This window comes from Vreelandella sp. F11, assembly GCF_042466685.1.
In the GTDB taxonomy this organism is placed as follows: domain Bacteria; phylum Pseudomonadota; class Gammaproteobacteria; order Pseudomonadales; family Halomonadaceae; genus Vreelandella.
In genome coordinates this window covers 911195-935273 of sequence record NZ_CP170448.1, presented here as the reverse complement: position 1 = coordinate 935273, position 24079 = coordinate 911195, and the positions used below count along the sequence as shown (strand labels likewise).

22 protein-coding genes are annotated in these 24079 nt (G+C 53.8%); 9 read left to right on the top strand and 13 right to left on the bottom strand.

The features are described 5' to 3' along the window. Positions 1-525: an S-ribosylhomocysteine lyase gene (gene luxS / locus ACFIOZ_RS04280; RefSeq protein ID WP_386082458.1), complete on the top strand. Its 525-nt coding sequence runs from the start codon at positions 1-3 to the stop codon at positions 523-525. A 233-nt stretch (positions 526-758) separates the two neighbouring features. On the opposite strand, the gene ACFIOZ_RS04275 is transcribed toward luxS, so the two are convergent. The 4 genes from ACFIOZ_RS04275 to ACFIOZ_RS04260 form a co-directional block, all read right to left on the bottom strand. Continuing rightward, positions 759-2510 (bottom strand): hypothetical protein, encoded by a 1752-nt coding sequence (locus ACFIOZ_RS04275; protein ID WP_386082457.1) that lies wholly within the window; start codon positions 2508-2510, stop codon positions 759-761. A gap of 264 nt (positions 2511-2774) precedes the next feature. Continuing rightward, entirely contained in the window at positions 2775-2906 is a 132-nt protein-coding gene (locus tag ACFIOZ_RS04270; protein ID WP_386082456.1) for a hypothetical protein, read from the bottom strand. Between the two features lies 1 nt (position 2907). Beyond that, complete coding sequence (locus tag ACFIOZ_RS04265) at positions 2908-3981, bottom strand: hypothetical protein (RefSeq protein ID WP_386082455.1); 1074 nt, start codon at positions 3979-3981, stop codon at positions 2908-2910. Positions 3982-4704: 723 nt separating this feature from the next. Then, entirely contained in the window at positions 4705-5400 is a 696-nt protein-coding gene (locus ACFIOZ_RS04260) for an XRE family transcriptional regulator (protein WP_386082454.1), read from the bottom strand. An 880-nt stretch (positions 5401-6280) separates the two neighbouring features. Between ACFIOZ_RS04260 and ACFIOZ_RS04255 the strand changes: the two genes are divergently transcribed. The 4 genes from ACFIOZ_RS04255 to ACFIOZ_RS04240 all read left to right on the top strand — a co-directional run bounded on the left by ACFIOZ_RS04255 (position 6281) and on the right by ACFIOZ_RS04240 (position 8065). Further along, positions 6281-6829, top strand: coding sequence for a glycoside hydrolase family 104 protein (locus ACFIOZ_RS04255; protein ID WP_386082453.1), 549 nt, complete (start codon positions 6281-6283; stop codon positions 6827-6829). Positions 6830-6846: 17 nt separating this feature from the next. Next, on the top strand, positions 6847-7134 hold the full coding sequence (locus ACFIOZ_RS04250; protein ID WP_386082452.1) for a hypothetical protein: 288 nt from the start codon (positions 6847-6849) through the stop codon (positions 7132-7134). Further along, positions 7131-7595, top strand: coding sequence for a 3TM-type holin (locus ACFIOZ_RS04245; RefSeq protein ID WP_386082451.1), 465 nt, complete (start codon positions 7131-7133; stop codon positions 7593-7595). Before ACFIOZ_RS04250 ends, ACFIOZ_RS04245 begins: the two co-directional genes overlap by 4 nt. Positions 7596-7768: 173 nt before the next feature. After that, the gene (locus ACFIOZ_RS04240) at positions 7769-8065 is read left to right on the top strand and encodes a DUF1330 domain-containing protein (RefSeq protein ID WP_022519811.1); all 297 of its coding nucleotides are present in this window, start codon (positions 7769-7771) and stop codon (positions 8063-8065) included. Positions 8066-8145: 80 nt separating this feature from the next. On the opposite strand, the gene ACFIOZ_RS04235 is transcribed toward ACFIOZ_RS04240, so the two are convergent. Together ACFIOZ_RS04235 and ACFIOZ_RS04230 are read right to left on the bottom strand one after the other, a co-directional pair. Continuing rightward, positions 8146-10272: a TonB-dependent siderophore receptor gene (locus tag ACFIOZ_RS04235; RefSeq protein ID WP_386082450.1), complete on the bottom strand. Its 2127-nt coding sequence runs from the start codon at positions 10270-10272 to the stop codon at positions 8146-8148. A gap of 414 nt (positions 10273-10686) precedes the next feature. Then, positions 10687-11886 carry a Bcr/CflA family efflux MFS transporter gene (locus tag ACFIOZ_RS04230; RefSeq protein WP_386082449.1) on the bottom strand — a complete coding sequence of 400 codons (1200 nt, stop codon included), beginning with the start codon at positions 11884-11886 and terminating at the stop codon, positions 10687-10689. A 234-nt stretch (positions 11887-12120) separates the two neighbouring features. On the opposite strand from ACFIOZ_RS04230, the gene ACFIOZ_RS04225 reads away from it, so the two are divergent. Beyond that, positions 12121-12630 carry a cupin domain-containing protein gene (locus ACFIOZ_RS04225; protein ID WP_386082448.1) on the top strand — a complete coding sequence of 170 codons (510 nt, stop codon included), beginning with the start codon at positions 12121-12123 and terminating at the stop codon, positions 12628-12630. A gap of 128 nt (positions 12631-12758) precedes the next feature. Here ACFIOZ_RS04225 and ACFIOZ_RS04220 read toward each other — a convergent pair whose 3' ends face one another. The 3 genes from ACFIOZ_RS04220 to ACFIOZ_RS04210 are packed head-to-tail and all read right to left on the bottom strand — an operon-like array spanning position 12759 to position 18596. Continuing rightward, entirely contained in the window at positions 12759-14273 is a 1515-nt protein-coding gene (locus ACFIOZ_RS04220; RefSeq protein WP_386082447.1) for an MFS transporter, read from the bottom strand. A gap of 39 nt (positions 14274-14312) precedes the next feature. Beyond that, complete coding sequence (locus ACFIOZ_RS04215) at positions 14313-17417, bottom strand: multidrug efflux RND transporter permease subunit (RefSeq protein ID WP_386082446.1); 3105 nt, start codon at positions 17415-17417, stop codon at positions 14313-14315. 18 nt (positions 17418-17435) lie between these two features. After that, entirely contained in the window at positions 17436-18596 is a 1161-nt protein-coding gene (locus ACFIOZ_RS04210; protein ID WP_386082445.1) for an efflux RND transporter periplasmic adaptor subunit, read from the bottom strand. Positions 18597-18775: 179 nt separating this feature from the next. Here ACFIOZ_RS04210 and ACFIOZ_RS04205 point away from each other — a divergent pair, with 179 nt between their 5' ends. Both ACFIOZ_RS04205 and ACFIOZ_RS04200 read left to right on the top strand, forming a co-directional pair. After that, entirely contained in the window at positions 18776-19534 is a 759-nt protein-coding gene (locus ACFIOZ_RS04205; protein ID WP_386082444.1) for a response regulator, read from the top strand. Then, entirely contained in the window at positions 19531-20610 is a 1080-nt protein-coding gene (locus ACFIOZ_RS04200; RefSeq protein WP_386082443.1) for an ATP-binding protein, read from the top strand. The genes ACFIOZ_RS04205 and ACFIOZ_RS04200 overlap by 4 nt, the downstream gene beginning before the upstream one ends. Positions 20611-20699: 89 nt before the next feature. Here ACFIOZ_RS04200 and ACFIOZ_RS04195 read toward each other — a convergent pair whose 3' ends face one another. The 3 genes from ACFIOZ_RS04195 to ACFIOZ_RS04185 all read right to left on the bottom strand — a co-directional run bounded on the left by ACFIOZ_RS04195 (position 20700) and on the right by ACFIOZ_RS04185 (position 22399). Further along, positions 20700-21017: a helix-turn-helix domain-containing protein gene (locus ACFIOZ_RS04195; RefSeq protein WP_386082442.1), complete on the bottom strand. Its 318-nt coding sequence runs from the start codon at positions 21015-21017 to the stop codon at positions 20700-20702. Next, positions 21010-21384 (bottom strand): type II toxin-antitoxin system RelE/ParE family toxin, encoded by a 375-nt coding sequence (locus ACFIOZ_RS04190; RefSeq protein WP_386082441.1) that lies wholly within the window; start codon positions 21382-21384, stop codon positions 21010-21012. The genes ACFIOZ_RS04195 and ACFIOZ_RS04190 overlap by 8 nt, the downstream gene beginning before the upstream one ends. A 238-nt stretch (positions 21385-21622) precedes the next feature. Further along, positions 21623-22399 carry a sulfite exporter TauE/SafE family protein gene (locus tag ACFIOZ_RS04185; RefSeq protein ID WP_386082440.1) on the bottom strand — a complete coding sequence of 259 codons (777 nt, stop codon included), beginning with the start codon at positions 22397-22399 and terminating at the stop codon, positions 21623-21625. Between the two features lie 106 nt (positions 22400-22505). On the opposite strand from ACFIOZ_RS04185, the gene ACFIOZ_RS04180 reads away from it, so the two are divergent. Beyond that, on the top strand, positions 22506-23342 hold the full coding sequence (locus ACFIOZ_RS04180) for an AraC family transcriptional regulator (RefSeq protein WP_386082439.1): 837 nt from the start codon (positions 22506-22508) through the stop codon (positions 23340-23342). Between the two features lie 43 nt (positions 23343-23385). On the opposite strand, the gene ACFIOZ_RS04175 is transcribed toward ACFIOZ_RS04180, so the two are convergent. Next, entirely contained in the window at positions 23386-24072 is a 687-nt protein-coding gene (locus ACFIOZ_RS04175) for a TetR family transcriptional regulator (protein ID WP_386082438.1), read from the bottom strand. Positions 24073-24079: the final 7 nt, after the last annotated feature.

The window sequence follows — 24079 nt, the reverse complement described above, 5'->3', positions numbered from 1 at the left end:
ATGCCATTACTGGATAGTTTTACCGTTGACCATACGATCATGGACGCCCCCGCGGTGCGGGTTGCCAAAACCATGCACTCGCCTTCCGGCGACACCATTACCGTGTTCGACTTGCGCTTTAACAAGCCCAATGAAGACATGATGGGTGAAAAAGGCATCCATACGCTGGAACACTTATTTGCTGGCTTTATGCGCAATCACTTGAATAGCGACAGCGTCGAAATTATTGATATTTCGCCCATGGGCTGCCGTACCGGGTTTTATATGAGCCTACTGGGCAGCCCAACGGAAGAGCGCGTCGGCGAAGCGTGGCACGCGGCCATGCGTGATGTACTGGCGGTTAATCGTATGGAAGAGATCCCAGAGCTCAATGAGTTTCAGTGCGGCACCTACGTGATGCACTCGCTAGACGACGCCAAACGCATTGCCCAAGGCATCATTGATCAAGGTATTGGGGTTAATAAAAATGAGGACATCGCCCTTAGCTCTGAGCGCTTAAAGGCGCTAGGTAACGACGTGGAATAGGTGAAGCAGACAGCGACAAGAGTATTATCAGCGCGTCATCACCCACTATTTTGTTACCTTAATATCGGCAAATTAGCTAGTGCCACTAATTGGTTACCATGGCAAGATCACGAATGAAACCCTATGTGCCACGTTAGGACGAAAAAGCACGCTTAGCGATGGCCAAACCACATTAACCCGGGGGGTGCTAAAGCCCCCCGGGGCCACCTCAAAACTACTAAATAGGCTCCTAGTTAGGCTTGTGAGCCAACGACTGCTCCAGCATTGTCTGAAGCAGGAGGCCCATAGCTAATACGTAATCGACTGCTGGAGTCTACCCATAGGTAATGATTGTTTAGAACCAGAGTATTATCAAACGTCCCCTTGCCGACCGTAACATGTCCACCGTATGGATTAATCTGTAAGATACGATGTGAAATGCCTGCTTCTATAGCTTGAATGCGTGCCATATTGGCAGTGTCGTCATACTCAAAAGAGAGACGCTTTGAGTTGGAATTTTCTGGGCTAATAGCAAATTGGCCAGCGTTTCCCGTATCGCCTAAATTACCAGCCATTTTCTTTCCGGCAACGTGAAAGCCGGAAGCTTCTGGCTCTGTAGTGCCAGCCCCCATATTGCCGTTGTTAGACATAAGCGAACCAATCTTGGAATTGGCGCCATCATTAAGGACGTTAGCGATTAAGCCTTCGTAACGGCCACCAATCAGCGTTGGTGTCGCGTTAGTGACACCCGAAGGAATGTAAAAACCTACTTTATGATTCTGGAAAGCCATACAACCAAGAAATGTAACAAAAGCCTTATTCCTCGGGCCACCAATTAGATAACCAACACCGAAGGCTTCAGGGTCTTGACTATTAGCTTTTGCAACGCAGGATGTGAAAGTGGCAAAGTCATTGTCAATACGGTAACCATGACGTTTACAGCCATAAGACATCAAGTTAGTGCCGGAAGTATAAGAAGCAATTGCATCGAACCAAAAGCCATCATTCTCACAGAAAAAGGCCTGGCAATTGACTATGTGACTATCTGATCCTCCAATGTAAAAACCAGTACCGGACTCAGTTGTACCAGTCCAGTCATAGTCGCGCTTAGTAGCATAGGCAATACAGTTACTGAATACTGCTTGGGCTCCAGCACCTAAATCTAGAATGAAACCAATATAAGAGCCTTCATCTAAGCAGTCAGAAACGATGCAGTTATTGCCTGAACCAATATCGACCGCCGCGCCAAGGCGACCACGAGGCGTAGGCACACCATCAATTAGCTCTTTCAAGCCAGTTGCGCAACCGCAGTTAGAACCGCGACAACCAGTAACTCGCACCATACGCGGCGCGCCAGCGATAATAGTATCATTTTCAATACGGCAAACTGCGATACCATTATCCGCACCGTTAAGAACAGTAACGTTACGAGCTTCGCACTCATCAGCCTCCAAGAAGATAGCAGAAGCCCAAATTAGGTGCCCACCACGGTCGTTAATAGGGCCATGATTCTGACCATTGTGGTTAACTGCACGTACACATAAGATAGCTTTATCGGCACCCTTGGCTAAGTATACAGCTGGTCGAGAGGGTTCGTTATTGGCAATTTTAAAATTAATAGTACCATTGCCACCGAAACGTTGGTTAGGTGTTGTCATGCTCAGAGTATCAGAAATAAGATACGTTTTTCCGGAGGAAAGGTATACATCTTCACCACTATCTAATGCCAGTTGCAAGCTAGCCGTATCGTCAGTAACGTTATCGCCCACTGCACCGAAGTTTTCTACATACATAGCTTCAGCTAGTTGTTCATCAAGTGGGCGGGGGGATTCACCTCCTTTAACGAGCACGTTCCACCTAGTATCTAACGCCTCAAGAACTGTTTGAGTACCAGTAGACGTAGTAACCTCTGCAGAGCTAATACTATCCGCTAAGTTGCTGACACTTCTCGTCGCAGCACCATCCAATTCTTCAAGTTTATTATCGCGAGATTTGCTATTATTCATCTATTTTTCCTTCATATATTGCGTTAATGATAATGATTTTTTGTCGTCTAAAAAAAGACAGAAGTGTTGTAAAGAAGCTCAATAATCTGGATAAAACATCAATTCACAGCGCATTAAATTATACGCAACTAAAATCATATCCGATTATGTAAGCTGCTTTATGTCATAGACCATATAATCTACATTATTTCATACCCTTCAATTAGTCTAAGCAGCTAATAATGTCAATTAAAGACGCCCTTGCTTACACGTATTACTCTTCATTTACTGCTGATTTTTTTCAGACAGTTCTTTCAGGTACTGCATGGCTTCGTTGAAGTAGGGTACTTCGTGGCCCTTCAAATCACAGCGCATGAGAAACTCACTTACTGCACGTATCTTCTCTATCTCGTTCATATTAAGCTCCAATTAGACCATGACCTGTCAGGTCTTCAATTAGGGCCTTAACTCGCTCAGCCAATTGAGAAGTTGTGACATTTGATGTATTAAATGACGCTCGACTCGTGGTACCGCTTACTCCTCCCCAGCCGCCTTTGCGTTGGCCCAGCACTTTAGTACCGGCTATTTGTAATCCCGTGTCACTTACTGGATTGGCAATATTAAGGGCTCCTCCGGTAATGCTGAGGGTAGTATTGCCCCCCACCAAGCTAACTCGACGGGCTCCGTTGGAGTACCAGGAAAGACGCTGTGTGACGCCAAGACGCCCGACTTCATTGTCAGCGAAAACCGCTTCATCTGTTTTGAAGGCATACTTGAATACACCGCCGTGCGAGGTATTAGCTCGGGCGAAGCGAAGGCCACCGATGCTTCCAGAGGAATTAATTGGCGCATCTATACGGATGGCCTCTCCATCATTTCCAGTGCTGCGTACGATGGAACCTGCTTCAAATCGAAGCCCGGTATGAAAGCCGTTGTTATCTCCACCTTTAGTATTTCGGCCTACAGTCAGGGCGCTACCGAATCGGTTAGTGTCAGCTGATCGATCAGCCATGCATACCCGGACAAGCTGGTGGTTAGAGCCATATCCAGGGTCATAGGCTACGTTGGCATTAAGTTCAGCTGCATGGCTAGCTTCACTACTCTGCACTGGGCCGGAAAAATATCCCCAAAGAGCATATCCGCGACCACCTGGGGCTACCCGAGAACAGCGAGCATGAATCCCGATGGAGTCTCCGGATCCACCAGTGACTCGGGCATTTCCAGTGATTGCGGCACCGTATGCGTTACCGGTAACCTTAGTTAACTGTGAGTAAAGCCCACCTTGTTCCCATTCCGATGAATTCTGGTTGCGGTTAGCAGACGAGTACTTCTGAAGAAATAAAATGGGGTTAGGGTCAGTGGTTGGCTGATTACGTAGCCCTCCCTGTATCAACTGATACAGGGGGCTGTTGTAATTGCCGTAAATGTTGTCGGGCAGATCTGTAATGGCACCGGAAAGAGGCTGGGTTTCGTTAATACGGACTACGCTCATAAAATTCTCCTATTGCTTAGGCTTAGTATTGCTTAAGTATAGATAGGTTTAGTGTTCATGCATTCCCCGATTTAAAATAAACGCGGGATATAATAGTGGTCTTTATTCAGTTGATTACCTGCATGGGCTAGGTTTAGGGTGCTATCACCTCCTTATCTTGGCTCGGTTTAATTTGCCATCGTAAGATGCTGTTTTGAGAGAAACTGTATGGTGAATATAGGTTAAATAGGCACTTCGTCTTCAAATCGTTATATTGCTGCGGGTCAGGCGCAACTTACTGCTGTTGATTCGGCAGCCCCTGCAATGGAGGCTGGTTTAGCGTTGACTGATAACCGAGCTTGTTTGCCAAGTCTGCCCCCCTGGCGGTCGGCAATTCGCTCTATTCTCTGCCGAGTGCACAGACATATATTCCACTGTGCAGTCAGCGCGGCCCTTTCACCATTCCCAGCATTTCGACAGCCCTGGGCGGCGTATTCCTAACAACCTCTTGTGAGATGCAATCCCCTACGGGCGGCTAGGCTTATCGAATTGTTAAAGAGCATCCACGTTGCCCGGTGGTGCGGGTCATGCTGCTTGCAATAAGCCTAACTATACAAGAAAAAATTGTAATATCAAGCAAAACACAAGCTGCTTATATAATCCAGGCAAGAAAAAAATGTAATTGCTTGAATTGCAGTCGAAAAAAAACCGCCTCAAAGGGCGGTTTTCATACAAAAAGACTTGTTACGAAAAAGTTTCCCACCAGAATACACGCCCAATTATCTTCGGTGCTTCTGGATCCCCCATCGAATACACTTCCTCCGGAAATTCCTCGTGATTTTCGCTGACTACGCGCATGCGGTTAAGTGGTAAGCGGTAGAGTTTTTTGACCCGAAGCATGCCGTCATGGTCGAGCGCGTATATCTTCCCATCAATTATGTGGCGGCAGCCTTTATCGATACCGATAGGCGAGCCATCTATAATTATAGGCTCCATAGAATTACCGGTAACCGTGGCGCAACCAGCGTTACAAGGCTGGACATTTGCCCTGGCCAAACGTTGAAGGCTAAATCGCATTGTGCGGCCGTGATTTTCTATTACCTGGGTTCTTCCGCTTCCTGCTGCCATTTCAACCTCACGAAAAAAAGGCACCTCAATCTCATCGGGCGGTATTTCACCCTCTTCTTCGTATAGCTCCGTCTTGTGTAGCACCACCTCATCTTGCACGCCCTCTACCATGGGGCCTTGCTCCAGGATAAGCCACTGCGGCCTCACATTTAACTGCTTCGCCAATGAGTCTATGCGCTTGTGGCGAGGCATAGTACCACCTGATTCCCACTGTTGAACCGACTGGGCAGAAACGCCAAGCATCTCGCCCAGCTGGGTCTGGGTAAGACCACGTCTTTCACGGGCCATTTTAAGTCGTTCTGAAAATTCCATTGGTTTGCCCAAAGCGCTTTTTGACTGAATGATGTAAATTTTCAGCAGTGTACAAGGCAAGCTTGTGACAAGCTAAACAAGATATACTTGTAACCAAAGAATTACAGGTTTATCCTAATTACAGGAAATACTTGTGCACTGAGCTATGACGCCGAAAAGGCACTCGAACAGGCAATCACGATTTTGACCGGGAATTGCGGTGTTTCTTAGCAGTAGCGCGAATCAGGAAATGTTCCTTCTACATGCGTTCAGGTGGACATCTCTACGTGTAATGGCGCCGCAACCTCGCCCTAGCATATTCCTGGAACGCTCAGTTACCCAGGTGCTAACCCAAAGTGGACATGATGTTTAGCACGTGATTTATAGCAAAGTCGCTGAAAGATCAGCTTTACGTGATGCAGTTTAGAAAGTCACTGCGAGCGGCTAAATGCCAAAGGACTTAGGTCGCGCTTGGGGCGTTTAAGAGGCCCTGCTAAGGCGTATCGAAATCAACCATAAACCAAAAGCCCGCCATTAAACGCTTGAGAGCGTATCGGGCCTTGAAGTAATTCAGTGAGGTAAATATGGGTACTGCAGTAGCAATAATCCATGTCTCAGGTCGTCGGAATAATGGGCAAGCATCCACGCAAGATAGGTATAGAAATATTCAGATGAAGCAAAAACCTTCCGTGAGCTGTGCTGATGGCTTTCCTAAGGCTAAGTGCTCTATAGACCAACTAACAAGGACTAACCAACAGTGAGGCCAAGTCAAAATTTTAGCACAAAAGTGTGTACCAAAGCGCAGCCTAGACTAAAACCTTAGCACTGCTTATTAACGAGAAAGACTCGTCCTGTGATGAAACACCTCATCATTTCACATCATGAGGCGTTGGAGACCTACATGCCCCGAATTACTCCCCAAGCCACTGACGGCAAGAATGTATGCGCATTTCTCGACGTACTGGCGTTTGCTGAGATAGGCAAGCCCATGCTTCAAGACCCCCGCACTGATAACGGCTACCGTGTGATTGTCGGCTCTATCCCAAGCAAGTTGATCCTAATGGATCATTATGCCGACCACCCTCGCCAAAGCGTGAAAGTGCGTAAAGGGCTGTACTCTTCAGCTGCAGGCCGATACCAGCAGTTGAGCCGCTTTTGGCCACACTACCGCACCAAGCTTAACTTGCCCGACTTCGGGCCAATTAGCCAAGACCTAAGTGCAATTCAGCAAATCCGTGAACAGCAAGCCTTGCGCCTAATTCAGGTGGGGGATATCGCCGAGGCCATTCACCGCTGCAGGAATATTTGGGCGTCGCTGCCAGGGGCTGGGTACGGCCAGCATGAGTATTCGCTTGAGCGCCTGCTGCTGGAGTTCAAACGCGCCCACGGTGAGCTGTGCACTAACGACCAAACTTGGTACGAGCGCATCAAGCTTCGGAGGGCGGCGTAATGGCTCAGGAACGTAATGTGAGACCTTCAATATTTGAGCGCTATATGCAGACAGGAGTCCAGGTGCTGTTAGTAACGCTGATCATTTGGGCTGGCTCTGAATTGGTGAAACTCGGCCAGCAGTCGGTAGTATTAGAAGAGCGCCTGACTATGCAGGACTTGATGCTTCAGGAAATGCGCCATGAGCTGAAAAGCTGGGGCGATACGTACTACCGCACAGTGGATGCGCGCCGTGAGCTTGATAATCTCGAGGGGCGTATCAATAACCTAAATAGCCGAGTGTCAGAGCTGGAGGGCTTGCGATGAACATAGCGACTAAAGCGTTATCTGTTATCACCGGCCCGATTTTTAGCGTGATCGATAAGACGTTGACCGACAAAGATGAGGCGGCGCGGCTTAAGCACGAGATACAAACTCAATTGATCGATGCAGAAAACAGCGCTCTCAAAAGCCAGATGCAAGTCGTGCTTGTTGAGGCTTTAGGCGAAAGCTGGCTGCAACGCAACTGGCGTCCTATCTTAATGCTTACCATCGTAGCGATCGTCGCTAATAACTATCTGATCGCGCCTTACCTATCCGCCATGTTTGCCGTGGGCCTGACGCTGCCATTGCCCGAAGCACTCTGGAACCTGATGACACTTGGCGTCGGCGGCTATATCGCAGGACAGACCGCCGAGCGTGGCATATCGACATGGCAAAACGGGCAAGTGGCTCAGGAGCAGGCAAAAGCCCAGCACAATATTTACCAGCAGCTTCCAAAGCAGTAACCAATTTCACTGAGTAGCAACGCGGCTAAGCTGTGATATGTTGCCTGAGCCCCCAAGTTACTCTGTTAACCCCAGATCACCAGCGATACTAGGCAGGGCGGCAAGGGCTTCACCGTTGAACTCCTTGCCTATGTTCAGCTCCAACAGCTTTCGTGATAAATAAGGAGAATTTAATGCCCGCTTACGTCGTACTGACCCGTGAGCATACTCACGACGCCAAGGAAATGGAGCGCTACGGCGAGAAGGCAAAAGCCGCTCGCGAAGGCCACGATCCGCAACCGCTCGCCTTCTACGGCGATTTCGAAGTGCTCGAAGGTAGCGCTATGGAAGGTGCGGTGATTCTGCGCTTTCCGGATATGGCTGCCGCCCGCGCCTGGTACCAAAGCCCCGCCTACCAGGAAGCCCGCAAACACCGCTTCCAAGGCGCCGACTACCGGGTCTTTATCGTTGATGGCCTAACAGAAGCCTAAATACCAAAACGCCCCGCCTTTAATGTTTAAGTCGGGGCGTTTTGCCGTTGCTTTACCTCTGGGATATAAGCGGAATTACATCACCAGCGATAGCTCACTTTCGCGCTGATTTCGCGACCTGGATTATAGTAGTCAGCGGTGCTTGAACCGACCACGTGCTGCTCGTCGAGCAAGTTGCTGACATTGACGGCTAGGTCAGCATCTTTGGTGAGCTGGTAGCTGAAGGCCGCGTCAAACAGCGTTGCCGCACTGCTCTTTGACGTATTGGCGACATCAAAGTAGTAGGAGCCGATGTAACGGGCGCCGAGGCCAACACTCATATCCTGGCTTGGCAAGGTATAGTAGCCCCACAGCGACGCCGTATGTTTGGGTGCTGCAGTGAACTCGTTACCCTCTCTGGCTGCGTTGCTGTCGCGTACCACTTCCGACTCCATATAGGAGTAACCACCGGCTACGCTAAGGCTATCGGTTAACTCAACCTTGGCCTCCAGATCAAGACCCCGCACCCGGGACTCACCCACGGTTTCCCGCTCAATAACGCCATTGTCCTGTACCACCGAGATGGTGACGTCGTCCCTGGTTAAGTCATAGATGGCCGCCGAGAACAGCGCATTAGTACCAAAGGGAGAATATTTCGCACCAATTTCGTACTGCTCACCCCGTTCAGGCTCAACACCGATCGTAGGGGGTGCAACAGATTCCACCATGCTGACATAGGTAGAAATTTCGTCGGTGACGCGATAGGTCAGCGCCCCGCGAAGTGAGGTCTCAGAGAAGTCATCGGAATCGCGAACGCCATCCATATTGGTGCTGGAGACATCCATGGAGTCGTTACGCACGCCCGCTGTCACAATGAATCGGTCATAGAAGGACAAGTTCTGGGTCAGGAAAACCGACTCGGTGGTGAAGTCCTGCTTGTTGCTGCTATAGACATTGAGGCTACTCGGCGCACCGCTAAAGACGGGGTTTGCGATATCAATGGAGGTCGCATCCCCGTAAAACGAACTGTCTTCGGTTGAGGCATCACGATACTCGACACCCACCAACGTACTGCTATCGACCCGGTCAAAGCGCGCGTCGTACTGCAGAATAGCGTTACCAATCAGCTCCTGGGCTTCGTTGTCGGTGCCGAAATAGTCGCGATCCACCACGCTGCCGACTCGCGCGGCAGAGTCAGTGATATAAACGTAACCGAAGTCGTCGGTCAGATCGCTGTAACGCAGGTTACCGCGTAGGGTCAGGCCGTTGTTGAAATCATGGGTGAGCTGGCCGGTGATGCTGCTACGCTCGACGTCGTGATAGTTGAAACCAGGCTCGCCAAAGAAATCGCTACGGTCGTACTCCCGATCAAGCGGATAACCACCGCTATTGGGGGTATCATCACGCTTCAAGTAATCGAAGATAACGCTCGCTGTTGTGTAATCTGTCGGCTCCCAGGCCAAGCCCCCCATCAAGAAACCATTGTTATCCTTGGAGTGATCGTATTCCCGATCACTGTCCCGGAGGGTACCGGTGAAACGGTAGGCCACTGTCTCATCGGCGTTCAGGGTGTCGCCCACATCAAGGCCAGCCTCTTTCGCGTCGAATGAACCGTAGGAGAGATAGCCCTCCCCAAACCGCTCAAATCGTGGCCGCTTGCTCACGAAATTGACCGAACCACCTGGATCCGCCGGGCCAAACAGGGTCGAGTTGGCCCCCCGCAATACTTCGACACGCTCGAAAGCGTAGGGCTCCTCACGTACTCCGCGCATTGAGCCAAGCGTCAGCCCATCACGGTAGGTGGTGGCCTCGAACCCGCGAATTTTGAAATAGTCGTTACGGTCATCGGTGCCGTAATAATCGGTGAGAATCCCGGGGGTATATTGCAGCACTTCCTCGGTGGTGGAGGCGTTGCGCTGCTCGACCTCTTTCTCAGTGATGACTGACACGGAGGCAGGGGTGTCGAGAATACTGGTGGCGACCTTGCCGCCCACCCACAGCTCCTGGGCTACTATCGAATTGGCATCATCATCGGCGTAGGCCTGGGCATTGACGATAATGGGGGCAAGGCGATATCCCTCGTTATCGTCACTGCCTTCGCCGGTTTCCTGCGCGTTCCCGAGCATGGGAATAGTCACCAGCGTGGTGCCGCACAGAATGGCGGTAGTAGTCTGCTGCCACCGTACCCGACTTGCGTTGCGCCGCACTGTGCTATTGCTATCAGTCATGTTGAAGATCCCTTGAAATGGATAAACCTGCCCTGCTCGCCTTGTGGTTCTGTTTTAAAAGGCCGTGAGAGTATCCGAAGGTGGTAGCGCAGAGTCAATAGTGCTAATGCCAATCATAATCATTTATTTTGAACTATTGATCATAATCACAACACACGATGACGCTTTACTACCCGGCCTATCTGTCATAACCCCAGAACTAGGGCCTTACCTCTCGGTGGGGTCGGCTTTATCGACGACTCAAGCTTTTAGAGGAAGCGTGGCACTGTTCCATAGCAGTCTGGCCCCGCTCGGCCGGCATAGCGGGCTCCACACCGCCAACGGCCCAAGTTCACAACATAAAAAAGCCCCGTGTTTTGGATAACACGAGGCTTTTGGCAAGGATCTGTTAGCAACAAGTGGGTAGAGCCTGACCTAGTGAGCCTCTACAGCGGCACGCCCTTTGATGATTGAGCGGGCAAGCATCAGATACGCCACCGAGCCACAGGCGGCCATGGCCAGGATAATCGCTTCAAGCGTATGCGGCAGCAAGGCAGACAATGCGCTCAGAATCCCAGCGATGCCGAACTGGGCTGCGCCCAGCAGCGCTGCGGCCGTTCCACTGCTGGTGGGAAAGAATTCCAAAAAGCAGGCCTGAATATTCGGCGAGATCGCCCCCACCGCACCGATGGTCAGCATCATGGCAGGCAGGAAGGCGTACAGCGGCCACTCCATAAAAGCAGCCATCAACAGCAAGAGTATGCCGACTGCCTGACAGCCGGTCGCCAACTGCAGAATACGCAGCGACGGCAGCCTGGAAAGTAGCACACGATTGAGAATATTGAAGATCAGCATCGCGACGATATTCGCCGCAAACAGCATCGAAAAGCTCGAGGGCGACTGGCCGAAGTGCCCCTGATAGATGAGTGAGGCGTAGGTGATGAACATCATCAGGGTGGAAAAAGAGGCCGCTTGCCAAACAATGAACGGCAGAGCCGGCTTGGTCGACAACACCAATTTATAACGCGCCAGCAGGCTCATTTGAGGGCTTTTCGCTCGCGACACCTTGCCCTTGCCGGTAAAGAGCACCCGCACCAGCAACGGCACTAGCAGCAGCGCGTATACCGCCAAGGCGAAGAAGATAGTGTGCCAGGAACCCAGCAACAGAATCGCACTGCCTACGCTTGGCGCAATGCCAGGCGCCAACACCATGATAAAGCCCATCATCGAGAACAGTTTCGCAGCGTCGCGGCCCGCCACCCGGTCGCGCACTAACGCCGGTACCGACACCAGAGTCAAACCGGCGCCAATGGCCTGAATTGCCCGCCCGCCAAGCAGGGTGTCCAAAGAGTCCGCCATACCAATGAAAAGGCTTGAGAGCGCAAAAATCGCCAGCCCGCTCATCAGCACCCGCTGGCGGCCGAAGCGGTCCGAAAGTGCACCGCCGATCAACTGCCCCAACGCCAACGCAAATACATACACCGAAACACTCAACGATACCGCTTGCTGAGAAATCCCCAGCGATTCGCCGATGACCGGAAAGGCTGGCAGATACGTATCCATGGAAAACGGGCCCAGCATCATGGTCATTGCCAAGCTCAGCACCACAATGAAGGGCGTTTTAGGTTGGGTCATAGAAGCTCGCGGTAAAAGGGCGTAATGATGATCAACATCAACGCTATGATACCGGCTGAGACTATTAAGACAATCGAATAGAAAATGAGGGGGCGGGACGGTTACCCACAAAACAAGCAGCCAGTCTTTTATTGGTTTTCTCGACTATGCAAAAAAATGTTTTAAAAACTATGCTTAAAACCGATTTTAAAACCCAGCTGAAAGCACACCCCAACAAGGAACGAGGAGGCAAGGATGTCTACCCCCCAGCCAGAACGACTCCACCTAGATAGCGATGAAGTGACCGGCTATCCCAACTCCCCACTGCCCGTACTGATTTATCGCCAGGTTCTCGACATCAGCAATGCAGAGGAGCGGGCCAATACCTTTGAAAACATGTTCAAACAGCACGGCTGGCCGCCTGCGTGGCGCTACCATCTATATGACTTCGACCACTTTCACTCCACCGCCCACGAGGCGCTAGGCATTTTTCAAGGCCAAGCCAAAGCGCGGCTGGGTGGCCCTAACGGCCAGGAGTTGGTGCTTTACCCAGGCGATGTACTGGTACTGCCAGCGGGGGTTGGGCATGCCAGCCTGGAGGCGGACGACGATTTCTGCATGGTAGGCGCCTACCCACCCGGCCAAAAGCCGGAAATAGAGCGCGGCGACCCCGCACAGCTTGCGGCAGCGCAAGAACGGGTGGCAGGCGTTGGCTTACCCGAGAATTCCCCGGTAGGTGGGCCACTAACGAAACTGTGGGGATAAGGCAATTGTTGATCAATTGTTCGATGGACGAGACAGATAGATGAGACTGCCAAAACAACCCACAACGTTCACGTTGGCAGCTAACGCTGGGGCGAGAACCGCATGGATCCACCAGTGCCCGACCAACCTCACTCATGCGCACCCACTTTGCCTGGGTGGCTACCCAATATCAGAAACACCATCACCGACAGCAAGGCGATCAGAATCGCAGCGACTGTCAGTAGGATCGAGTGCGTGGTGGAGAATGCCGCCTTCGCGGCCAGGATGAGTGCGTCCGCCTGATCGGCGGCAAGCCCTTGTGCCACAACGATGCTGTCGCTGATCGAGCGCACAGCCTGTGCACCGAGTGCTGGCTCCAAGTGTGACGGCAGCACGATGGTACTGGTGTACACGCTGGCCATGAAAACCCCGAACAGGGTGATGCCGAGCCCGCTACCCAATTCATACCCGGTGGCTTCCAAAGAGCCTGCTGCACCTCCTTTACTGGCATCCACTGACCCCATAATGGCAATCGAGGAAGCGGCCAGGCCGATGCTCAGGGTTAGCCCCAGCACGGCCAAAGAGGTTGGCACTGTCCAGTCAGGCGCATGGAAGTCAGCCTGCGCCAGATAGCCCAAAGCAGTTGCCGCGAACGCCATCGACATACTGGCCACCAGCCGTAAGCCAAACCGGTTGGACAGGTAACCTGCAACAGGCCCACCGACTGCCGCAGCCGCCATGATCGGCACCATGAAAAGACCGGCCTGCAGCGGTGTCTTGCCCAGCACATACTGCAGCTCTTGCGCCAGCGTCAGTTCGACGCCTGCCAGTGCGCCGGAGGCCACTAGCGCCATCACCATACCTACGACAATGGCCGGATGGCGAAATAGCGATAAGTCCAGCATCGGCTCCGCCGAACGCAACTGGATACGTGTAAACCAGGTCAGCATCGCTAGCCCCAAGAGGAGCACCAACCCTGCACGCCACAGCGGCTGCCCCGCTCCCACCCCAGACTTGATGCCGTAAACCACCGAGATGATACCAATAAGCAAAATCAAGGCCTGACCGAACGCCCATTTGCCTGGCGTCGTCGCCTCGCGGCGCGGCAGCAGCGCATAGGTGACCGGCGCCACCACTAGCATGATCGGCACATTTATCAGGAATACCGAGCCCCACCAGTAATGTTCCAGCAAGGCACCACCAATCAATGGGCCCACTGCCGCACCTGCGGCTCCCACCGTTCCCCATAGGCCAAGGGCCATCGCACGCTCGCGCTCATCTTCGAAGGTTTTGCGGATGACACCCAGAACGCAGGGCATGATCATCGACCCACCCATGGCGAGCAGCACTCGAGCACCGATCAACATGACGGGTGTCGTCGAGAATGCCGCCAGTAGTGACGCCACCCCGAACACCAAGAGCCCGGTCAGCAGCACACGGCGCGTACCGACTCGGTCAGCCAGCGTGCCCATCGGCACCAGCAGGCCCGCCATCAGCAGCGGATAAATATCGATGATCCACAGCACCTCAGTACCCGTGGCACCCAGCGCTGGCGTCAGCACAGGTACCGCGACGTGCAGGATCGTCATATCGATGACAACGGGCAGGAACGCCAGCATGACGGCAAACAGAACCAGCCAGCGTTGTGGGATAGCAGCAAGCATTAGCCACTTAACTCCTGAATAATTGGATATAACTTCCCGTTATGGGGTGCGCCAGCCATTAACACGCTCCTGAAGACCCATCACGAAAACGAAGAACACCGGGACGAAGAGAATCACCAGCAGCGTTCCGCTAACCATGCCGCCGAACACCCCCGTGCCTATCGCATGCTGGGTTTTAGCACTGGCGCCAAACGCCACCATCAGCGGCACCACCCCCAAGCCGAAAGCGAGTGAAGTCATAAGGATCGGGCGCAGGCGCAGGCTGGCGGCTTCCACCGCGGCCTCCATCAGCCCCTTACCTTGCTCACGCAACTGTTTTGCAAACTCAACGATCAGGATCGCGTTTTTCGCCGACAGCCCGATCACGGTGACCATACCGACTTTGAAGAAAACATCGTTAGGCAGGTCACGCAGCAACATAGCAGCCACCGCCCCCAGCAACCCCAGCGGCACAACCAGGATGACCGACAGCGGAATAGACCAGCTCTCATAAAGAGCGGCCAACACCAGAAATACCGCCAGGATGGATAGCGCCACCAGCATGGGTGCCTGAGCAGCGGACTGGCGCTCCTGAAGGGACTGCCCCGTCCAGGCCACGGCGAAGCCGGGCGGAAGTTGCTGCGCCAGACGCTCCATTTCCGCCATGGCGTCACCCGTGGAAGCCCCCTTCGCCGCACTACCGGACATGCTGGTGGCGGGATAGCCCAGGTAGCGCACCATTTGTAGCGGTGTTTCATCCCACACCGGGGTAACCACCTCTGCCAGGGACACCATGCCTCCCCTGCTATTACGCACGTGCAGCTTGAGCACGTCGTCAACCTGCATGCGCGCCGACGCATCCGCCTGCATAATCACCTGCTGCATCCGGCCCTCATTAGGGAAATCGTTGATGTAGGACGAACCCATCGCGGTAGACAGGATGTCGCTAATGTTGGTGAAAGACACCCCGAGCGCTTCGGCCTTCTGGCGATCGATGTCCAGCCGAATGCTCGCCCCTTCCGGAAGGCCGTCGGAATAGACGTCGCTAACCACCTTGCTCTGCGCCGCCAGTTCAAGCAGCGTCGTCTCGGCAGCCTTGAGGGCGGCCGACCCCTGGTTGCGTCGATCCTGCAAAAACATCGTAAAGCCGGATTTGGTGCCCAATTCATCAATGGCCGGCGGCAACATACTCATCACCGTCCCTTCGTTCAGTTGGCTCATGGCCTGCTGAGTTTCTTCCGCTTCACTCGCCGCCGTGGCACCGTCGCGCTGCCCCCACTCCTTTAGCGTGGTGAACGTCAGCGCCGTATTCGCGCCGGATCCTGAGAATCCGAAGCCCAAAATAGACATATTGCCGTCTACGGCAGGGCGCGCCATGACGTACTCCTCATACGCCTTGACGACATCCAAGGTACGCTCGGTGGTCGCATTGGCGGGCAACTGGATACTGGTCATAAAATAACCTTGATCTTCTTCCGGCAGAAAAGCCGAAGGCAACTGGCGGAAGGCGAGCAGCAGCACACCTGCGATGACCACAAACACCAGCATGAACCGACCGCTGCGGGCGACGAGCCGCCCCACACGCGATTCGTAACGGGCGGTCATACGGTTAAGCGCCCGGTTGAACCAGCCGAAGAAACCGCCTTTGTCGTGGTGCCCCGGTTTAATGGGCTTGAGCAGGGTGGCGCATAGCGCCGGTGTCAGCGTCAACGCCAGAAACGCCGAGAACAGAATCGAGACCACCATCGCCAGCGCGAATTGTTTGTAGATCACACCGACCGAGCCACTGGAGAAGGCCATCGGAATAAACACCACCGTCAATACCAGGGTGATGCCCACCACCGCGCCAGTGATTTCCTTCATCGCCTTGATGGTGGCGTCCTTTGGCGACAATCCTTCCTTGGCCATGATGCGCTCAACGTTCTCGACCACCACGATAGCGTCATCGACGATGATGCCAATCGCCAACACCATGCCAAACATCGTCAGCACGTTGATTGAGAAACCTGCCAGCAGCATCACCGTGAAGGTTCCCAACAACGCAATCGGCGCAACCAGTGCGGGAATTAGCGTGTAGCGGATGTTCTGTAGGAACAGCAACATCACCAGGAAGACCAGAACCATCGCCTCCATGAGGGTATGGATGACCTTCTCGATAGACACCTTAACGAACGGGGCCGTATTAAAGGGGATCGATGAGCTCATGCCCGCGGGTAGCGCCTGGTTTAACTCAGCCAAACGCGCCTGCACACTTTCCGACGTGCGAACCGCATTGGCACCGGGGGCCAGCTGTATGGCTGCCGCCGTCGCTGGCTGGCCATTCTCACGATTGGAGAAGCCGTAGGACTGGGCGCCCAACTCGACTCGCGCCACATCGCCCAACACCACGTTGGAGCCGTCGACATTGGCGCGAAGCACGATAGCAGCGAACTCTTCCGGCGTGCTCAACTGCCCTTGTGCGGTCAACAGTGAGGACACCTTTTGGCCGGGTAAGGCCGGAGATGCGCCGGTGCTGCCCGGCACAATCGGCGCGTTCTGCTCCGTGATCGCGGTCGAGAGATCATTCACCGACAAGCCGAAAGCAATCAGCTTCTCCGGCTCTATCCAGATGCGCATCGCCTGCTCAGCACCGAACAGCTGCACACGACCGACGCCGTCAATGCGGCGCAGCTCCTCAACGATATTGCGCGCCATATAGTCGTTCAGGGCGATCTCATCAAAGCGCCCATCCTCGGAATTCAGACCCACGATCATCAGAAAACTGGATGACGCTGACTCTACGCTCAACCCATCCTGACGAACCGCCTGGGGTAATCGGGGTTCGACGACCTTGAGCCTATTCTGAACATCCACTTGGGCCAGTTCCGGGTTTGTGCCTGGCTTGAAGGTGGCGATGACAGACGCCGCCCCCGAAGCGTCAGCGGACGATTCGAAGTACAGCAGGTTCTTGACACTGGACAGCTCTCGTTCGATGAGACTGAGCACGGCGTCGTTCATGGTCTGCGGTGTGGCGCCGGGATACGTCGCAGTGATGGTCACCGACGGAGGCGCTACCGAAGGGTAGTGAGCGACCGGCAGCTTAGGAATGGCGATCACACCCGACAAGATAATAAACAGCGCGACCACCCACGCGAAGACTGGGCGCTGAATGAAGAACTGGGGCATTGCGGAGACTCCCGAAGCTTAATAAGAAGATGCCACTGAAGCCTCAAGAGGCGGTGACCTATGCCAATCAGTCGCGCTGACTTCGATACCCTCCGCCAGTCGCTCTATACCCTCGACGACGACCCTCTGCCCCTCTGTCACCCCCGCTTGCACCCGATAATGGCCGTTCGCCAACTCACCAAGCTCTACTGAGATCATCAATGCCTTGTCGTTAGCACCAATCAACCAGACGTAAGGCTTACCGCCAATGCGCACCACGGACTGTTGCGGCACCGTCAACGCGTTGTCATAGCGTGCATAGGGCACGCGAGCACGCACAAACATACCGGGCAGCAGGCGCCGATGGGGATTGTCCACGAGCACACGCAGCAAAAGGTCACCCGTGCTGGCGTCCACATTGATTCCCGAAAAAAGAATGCGGCCGGTGACATCGTAGGGTGTACCGTTGCCGCCGAGGATCGTGACCGGCAAGCCATTGTCGAGGGAGGGTTGCGCCGCCATCGCGTCTTGAAGCGATTCAAGTGAGGAAGCCGAGCGCCGAACATCCACATAGACCTTATCGATCTGCTGAACACGGGCCATGGGCGTACTATCACTGCTGGCGACCAGCGTTCCCTCCGTCACCAACGCCTGATCAATTCGGCCTGCAATGGGGGAAGCCACCGTGGAGAATTCCAAGTCAAGGCGGCGGCGTGACAGCGTGGCACGCGCTTGGGCCACCTCCGCGGCGGCCTGCTGACTTTTGGAGACGGCATCGTCATACGCTTGGCGGCTTACCGACTGCCCGCTGACCAGCGACTCCAACCGGGCTGACTGCGCCCGGGCATGAGTAAGCTCGGCTTCTGCCTTCTGCAACGCCGCTTCTGCCGTTTCCACTTCAGCGCGAAACGGTGCTGGGTTGATTTCGAATAGTGGCTGCGTCGCACTCACGTCGGTGCCCTGCTCGAAAAGTCGACGTTGAACAATCCCACTAACCTGTGGACGAATTTCCGCCACTTGAAACGGCACGACCCGGGCCGGCAAGTCTTCGGTCAGCTCTAACTTAACGGGTTCTATGGTAACCACAGACACTTGGGCAGGAGGCGATGCTACTTCTTGCTCAACTGGCCCACAGGCGGTGAGCACGGTTACCAGCAAGGCACAGAAGCCACCCTTACGGTAAAAACGTCCGATCGTCATGAATAGTTCCTTCAGGCATAGTTCCTGCAGACATAGTTCCTGCAGTCATAGTTTCTGCAGACATAGTTAGCGCTTGCAGAAATAGGCAAACATTTGCCTACTCATAGAATTGAAGGGGACTATATCGCTGTAGCGTGGTATTAACGTCGACGGTATGTGTAGATATGATGGAGAACACAATGAATGTTTCATTAGGCACTTACATGTCCCCGACGCATCAGTCGCCAAGTTCTTCTCCTGCCCTGCAAGCACTGGTGCTCATCGCCGAAGACGAGCCTGAGATCGCTGATATCCTGCAGGCTTATCTGAAACGTGCGGGCATCCGAACCATCTACGCAGAAGATGGACGCAAGGCACTGGACATGCATTTGTCGATGAAACCCGATCTCGTCTTACTTGATGTAAAGATGCCTAAGCTGGATGGTTGGCAGGTACTGTCAGAGGTTCGCCACCGCGGTGAGACGCCCGTCATCATGTTGACCGCGATGGATCAGGACATCGATAAACTGATGGGGCTGCGTTTTGGTGCCGACGATTATGTCGTCAAGCCGTTTAACCCTGCCGAGGTCGTCGCACGCATTCAGGCAGTGTTAAGACGCACCATGGCTGATGCTAGCCATCAACCCCATGTCCTCCGGGTGCCGCCCTTTGAGATCGACCTGGAACAGCACGAAGCCTTTGTTCAGGTGGGAGAAAAGTCGCACAGCCTTGCGTTGACGCTCACCGAATTCAGGTTGTTGACGCACCTTGCACGCGCGCCCAAAAAAGTTTGCACCCGCGCAGAGTTGTTGGCCGCCTGCCTGCCCGAGGGCGAGGCGCTTGAGCGCACTGTCGACAGCCATATCAGCAAGCTGCGTAAAAAACTGGAAGATGTCGATGTAATAGGTATGCCCGTAGGCATACGCGGCGTTGGGTATCGCCTATGGGGGGCAGAATGAAGCTCATTGGGCTAAGCCGCACAATCGCATTGACAATGGCAGCGATGGCGTTTGGCATAACGCTGTTAGTCGTGGTGACCTCTTATGTGTTCTATTTTATTACCTTCCGTTTTTGGCAGGGGTCGATTAGCGAACCCAACATGTTCCCGTCGGGGCTAGAGTGGGCTTGGCTCGTTAGCACTACGCTGGTTGGGCTGGCGTTCGCCGTGATAGTGGGCATTCACTTGGCGCGGCGCATTCTGGTACCCCTCAACTCCGTCACAGACAGCATGCGTCGCGTCGCGCAAGGCGACCTGGACGCACGCGCCACGACGGGTGATCGCTCGTTAGGCGAGGCCGCCGTGTTAGCCAACGACTTCAATGCCTTGGCAGACCAATTACAGCGAATGTCCAAGGAAATGACCTTCTGGAATGCGGCGATTGCCCATGAGCTGCGTACGCCCGTTACTATTTTACGCGGGCGCCTGCAGGGCTTGGCAGAAGGCGTATTCCCGCCCGAAAGACCCCAGTTTCAGAGCCTCCTTACCCAAATCGACGGCATGGCACAACTGATTGAAGACCTTCGCGCCGTAAGCTTGGCCGAAAGCGGCCATCTCAACCTTGAGATCAAGCAATGTGATCTTTCGACTGAAATTGAATCAGTCATAGAATTTTGTAGGCATGCCCTAAATGCATCAAATCATTATCCAACCCTTGATCTGCAATCTGGCGCCACGTATTGCGACCCCGTCCGTATTCGTCAGGCATTGCTAGCGTTGCTGGAAAACGCTCGCCAGCATGCATCACCAGGGGCCCTCATCATCCAAACGCGCCAGAATGACGGGTGGTGTGTTTTGCGTGTTATAGATGCCGGCCCAGGTATCCCTCAGGAATATGCTTCTCAGATTTTTACGGCATTCCGGCATGCGCAGGACGTTGACAGTGGTATGCCAGGAGACAAGCGAGGAAGTGGGCTCGGATTGGCGGTGGTGGCGGCTATTGCCAGAGCCCATCGTGGCGAGGCTAAATGCTACCCTTCTGATGAGGGTGGGTCTTGTTTTGAGTTGCGCTGGCCTTCTCAATCACATAGGGCTTGATGACATAGTACGTAATCACATAGCGCGTGATTGCTGAATGGTCGGAGGTCGGTGGCAGCACAATCGCGAGCCGCTGCTAAAAAGTGGCGTTAAGCGATAGCCTGAATACCGTTTTTTTCTATTATCGCAAGAAGGCGCAGCGCTGGCCCACCAGGTCGTTTTACGCCTCGCTCCCAATCAGAAACCAAATTCTTGCTGACGTTGAGATAACGGGCAAAAACAGGCTGAGAAAGGTGCTCACGCTCACGAAGTGCCCGGATCGCTTCAGGTGGGATCGGTTGTGCATTCGTCAGGCAAGTATCATCAAAAGTGCGCATCGTCTTCTTATCGACCGCGCCCACCTCATGCAACGCTTCCATAGTTTCATGGATCGCGGCCATCGCCTCACTACGGTATTCCTTAGTCATTATCTTTCACCTCCGCAAACTGGCCCCTTCGAATCATCTCAGACAAATGCTCTTCTGAAAGGTCGAGGATATACTGAGCTGCCTGCTTGAAAGCCACCTGCTCTTCATTATTGATATTGCTCTGTTGGCTTTTGGCGAAACCATATACGAAGAAGGCGCGATCTGCCTGACGATAAAGGATAATCGTGCGATACCCGCCCGACTTACCTTGCCCTGGGCGGGCCACACGCTGTTTAATCACTCCACCACCCAAATCGGCATCAATTAAACCTTGCTCAGCCCGCAGGATGGCATCAAGTAATGCGGTATCCGTAAGTTTCTGCTTCTTAGCAAAACGCTCAAACCAAGCATTCTTGAAGACCCTCACTAATCACGCTCCTGCTTCTTTAAAAAGATAACACATAGTGTGACACACCGCTAGATTAGCTGCTTTTCAGCCAATGCTTGAGTCACCTTTCCATACTAAAGGAGAGGTTCAAGCGCCTGCCATCAGAGACTAAGTAAACCTTACCAAAAGACTGTTCATTTATACATAAAAATTGCCATGATTCTGTCAAGTAAAAGCGGGCGCTTCAACGCACAAAAACCATCACCGCCAGCACCAACTACAGCAGTAACAGGTACACCCTGGCATGGGTGCGATCAGGAATGCGCCCGATCCAGTTCGACGCCAGGCGGATTCCGAGCCATGAGCCCACTGCGAGTACCAGCAAGGCGCGCAGATCCACATAACCGGCATACCAGTCCCCCAACACTGGGTGATTTGCCGATATCAGCACATACGTCGCGGTGCCACTCACCGCCATGGGCAACGACAACGGATTAGCCATGGCGGTGGCTGCCGTCATACTTGCGCCTCTACGGCGCATGAGCGGTACGGTCATGACGCTGCCACCCACGCCCAGCAAGGCAGCGACAGCCCCAATGAACATTCCTGTCATCGCTGTTACCAGATGCCCCATGGGGCGTATATCACCTCTCGCCTGATGCAGAAAACCGGGACGAAGCACAGCATCCAGAATAGTAATACCCAGATAGCCGATAAACGCCCAGCGCACCCACTCGCCACTTAACGACACGGCAGCCGCCGCGCCAAGCACGGCACCCATGGCAATATAGCCCACCAGCGGACGCACCAGGTGCCATTGCACGGTCTGCCGTTGATGGTGGCGCCATGTAGACAGGGAAGCCGCAAACACCATCAGCGCGGTCGAAGTAGCCACTGCTATATGCATGGCCGCCTGACCGATACCACTATTCGGCCCATGTACAGAAATCAGCAGGGTATACAGCAAAGGAACCACCACAAACCCACCGCCGAAACCGAACAACACGGTCGTGACTCCGGCCACCCCGCCACAAATTAGCAATACGCTATACACCGGCACTCTCCTAATGAACTCAATAGGAGAAACGATATTTCGGTGAGGACTGGCCGACATTCGCCATTTGGACAATAATCATTGTGTTTCGGCCAAGTTGACGACAATGCTCAATACACCCTTGTCAGACGTAGACCATGTAGCACGGCCCTTGGTAGCCATCGGCACTGACTACCGCCCCGGCACACTGCTCGACTTTCATACCCATCGCCGCGCCCAGTTTCTGTATGGGATGACCGGCGTGATGGAAGTCAATACGGATGATGGCACCTGGATGGTGCCCCCGTTCAGCGGCGTCTGGCTGCCCGCAGGTAAGCGGCACCAAGTGCACATGAATGGGGTGAGTACCCGAAGCCTGTATATCGAGTCCCACATTGCGCCACGCACATCGCGCAGCTGTGAGGTGCTGGTCGTGACGCCTCTCCTGCATCACCTGCTGCTGGCTTCTGCCCACATCCCCGCACTTTATGATGAAAGCGGGCGCGATGGCGCCCTGGCACAACTACTCCTGCACGAGCTCCAACTGGCTACATCGCTGCCACTGTTTGCGCCCCTGCCCCACGATCCTCAATTAGCCACACTGTGCAGAGAGTGCCTTGGCCAGCCGAACATTCACAGCCTTCCAGAAGAGTGGGCTCAGCAGTTACATCGCAGCCAGCGCACATTTAACCGCCTGTTCCGTCAGCAGACCGGTATGTCCTTTGCGATATGGCGCCAGCAGGCCTGCCTAATGGCAGCTATTCCCAGGCTGCTGTCTGGTAATTCCGTTACCCGAACCGCACTGGAGCTCGGCTACGACAGCCCAGCCGCTTTCTCCAACATGTTTCGCAAGGTGCTCGGCCAATCCCCCACGGCCTTCGTTCGGGCGGCTAGTCGCCCACCGGAAGAAAGCGGCGGCTCAGGGCATGGTGTGCGGTCGTCTACTTATGGAGCAAATGAGTGAGTCGATAAGAAAGCATCGGCATTCTGCCAATAGCCCGTATCGCTTATTTGATTACCCGGGACTCAACACATAGATAGGAGAGTATTACCTCGACCGCATGGGCACGCCGCTCGGCAAGCCAATCAGGATCAGCCAGATCCTGCTCGAAGATGATGGATAGCGTGTCGCGTTGATTGATGTGAATAATGGATAGCGAAAGAATCGAAATGTAGAGCTGGGTAGGGTCTACAGCCGAGCGAAATAACCCTGCTGCTTCCCCTCGCTTTAGGGTATCCCGGATCATGCCGACGAGCGGCGTCGTTTGCTGGGCGACTTTGCTCGATTTGCGCAGCATGCGCCCCCCCAGCAGGTTCTCATTGCGCACCAAGCTGGTGAACTCAGGATGCTCGGCCATGTGATCAAACGTAAATTCGACCAGCGCACGCATACCCGCCACAGGCTCGAGGTTGCCTAGATTGAGTGCCTGCTCCTTGGCGCGCAGCTCCTCATAGACCCGTTCGAGAACCGCTAGGTAAAGGCCTTCTTTGTCATCGAAGTAGTGATAAACCATGCGCACATTACAATCGGCTGCACGCACGATACGTTCCATGCGAGCGCCATCGTAGCCGCGTTCGCAAAACTCTTGAGTCGCCGCTTGAAGCAGGCGCTCGCGTGTTTCATGCGCATTACGGCGATTTTTGCCTTCGCTACGGGCACGCTGTTTCACATCGAGCGTATTACTTTTTGTCATGAACACA

Coding starts and splice junctions, on each gene's coding strand:
- ACFIOZ_RS04260 (WP_386082454.1), bottom strand. CDS start 5,400: ATGGAATTTTCAGAACGACTTAAAATGGCCCGTGAAAGACGTGGTCTT.
- ACFIOZ_RS04195 (WP_386082442.1), bottom strand. CDS start 21,017: ATGACTAAGGAATACCGTAGTGAGGCGATGGCCGCGATCCATGAAACT.
- ACFIOZ_RS04240 (WP_022519811.1), top strand. CDS start 7,769: ATGCCCGCTTACGTCGTACTGACCCGTGAGCATACTCACGACGCCAAG.
- ACFIOZ_RS04265 (WP_386082455.1), bottom strand. CDS start 3,981: ATGAGCGTAGTCCGTATTAACGAAACCCAGCCTCTTTCCGGTGCCATT.
- ACFIOZ_RS04245 (WP_386082451.1), top strand. CDS start 7,131: ATGAACATAGCGACTAAAGCGTTATCTGTTATCACCGGCCCGATTTTT.
- ACFIOZ_RS04180 (WP_386082439.1), top strand. CDS start 22,506: ATGCTCAATACACCCTTGTCAGACGTAGACCATGTAGCACGGCCCTTG.
- ACFIOZ_RS04275 (WP_386082457.1), bottom strand. CDS start 2,510: ATGAATAATAGCAAATCTCGCGATAATAAACTTGAAGAATTGGATGGT.
- ACFIOZ_RS04230 (WP_386082449.1), bottom strand. CDS start 11,886: ATGACCCAACCTAAAACGCCCTTCATTGTGGTGCTGAGCTTGGCAATG.
- ACFIOZ_RS04215 (WP_386082446.1), bottom strand. CDS start 17,417: ATGCCCCAGTTCTTCATTCAGCGCCCAGTCTTCGCGTGGGTGGTCGCG.
- ACFIOZ_RS04270 (WP_386082456.1), bottom strand. CDS start 2,906: ATGAACGAGATAGAGAAGATACGTGCAGTAAGTGAGTTTCTCATGCGC.
- luxS (WP_386082458.1), top strand. CDS start 1: ATGCCATTACTGGATAGTTTTACCGTTGACCATACGATCATGGACGCC.
- ACFIOZ_RS04235 (WP_386082450.1), bottom strand. CDS start 10,272: ATGACTGATAGCAATAGCACAGTGCGGCGCAACGCAAGTCGGGTACGG.
- ACFIOZ_RS04205 (WP_386082444.1), top strand. CDS start 18,776: ATGAATGTTTCATTAGGCACTTACATGTCCCCGACGCATCAGTCGCCA.
- ACFIOZ_RS04255 (WP_386082453.1), top strand. CDS start 6,281: ATGCCCCGAATTACTCCCCAAGCCACTGACGGCAAGAATGTATGCGCA.
- ACFIOZ_RS04175 (WP_386082438.1), bottom strand. CDS start 24,072: ATGACAAAAAGTAATACGCTCGATGTGAAACAGCGTGCCCGTAGCGAA.
- ACFIOZ_RS04225 (WP_386082448.1), top strand. CDS start 12,121: ATGTCTACCCCCCAGCCAGAACGACTCCACCTAGATAGCGATGAAGTG.
- ACFIOZ_RS04220 (WP_386082447.1), bottom strand. CDS start 14,273: ATGCTTGCTGCTATCCCACAACGCTGGCTGGTTCTGTTTGCCGTCATG.
- ACFIOZ_RS04210 (WP_386082445.1), bottom strand. CDS start 18,596: ATGACGATCGGACGTTTTTACCGTAAGGGTGGCTTCTGTGCCTTGCTG.
- ACFIOZ_RS04200 (WP_386082443.1), top strand. CDS start 19,531: ATGAAGCTCATTGGGCTAAGCCGCACAATCGCATTGACAATGGCAGCG.